Source organism: Vibrio sp. Y176 (assembly GCF_033438945.1).
This window is the reverse complement of record NZ_JAWOQS010000672.1, coordinates 1-647: the sequence shown is the minus strand read 5'-3', so window position 1 is coordinate 647 and position 647 is coordinate 1. Positions and strand designations below refer to the sequence as shown.

The 647-nt window shown below is 45.9% G+C and carries 1 protein-coding gene; it reads left to right on the top strand.

All coding sequences use genetic code 11. The features are described from left to right. Window positions 1–458 (top strand): SDR family oxidoreductase (locus R7O13_RS27990; protein WP_318305339.1); only part of this gene is annotated, 458 nt, incomplete at its 5' end. Window positions 459–647: the final 189 nt, after the last annotated feature.

Here is a 647-nt window from a genome sequence, read left to right as displayed (position 1 = left end):
TAAAAGATGGTCAGATTAATACGATGTCGCTAGAGCAGTTTCAGTCCGTTCTGGATGTGAATGTGACTGGCACTTTCCTGTGTGGCCGTGAAGCGAGCAAGGTAATGCTGAACACCGACAGTAAAGGCGTTCTAATCAACATATCCAGTGTTGCGCGTGCCGGGAATATTGGTCAAACCAACTACTCCGCATCCAAAGCGGCAGTGGCTACTATGGCTACAGTGTGGGCGAAAGAGGTAGGGCGTTTTGGCATTCGTTCAGTGGCGATTGCACCGGGTGTCATCAAAACTGCAATGACCGATCAAATAAAACCTGAAGCGATGGAACGCTTGGTTAATATGATTCCAGTGGGACGCTTAGGGCTTGCGGACGAAATTTCATCGACCATCAAATATGTGTTAACCAACGAGTTCGTCACCGGGAGGGTACTAGAAGTCGATGGTGGAATGCGAATGTAATCTTAATAAGAGGACCAGCGATAACAGTGTTGCTGGTTCTCCCGTATTATTCTAGTGATCGTTAAAGCGCCACTTTAGTTTCATGTAATGTCCTCTTCCAACAGCGTTTATACGCTAGTTTTCATAACACACCATGCTCAGTGACACGACGCAATTTCTTTTTTATCCAGAATTGTGATGTTTTCGCGT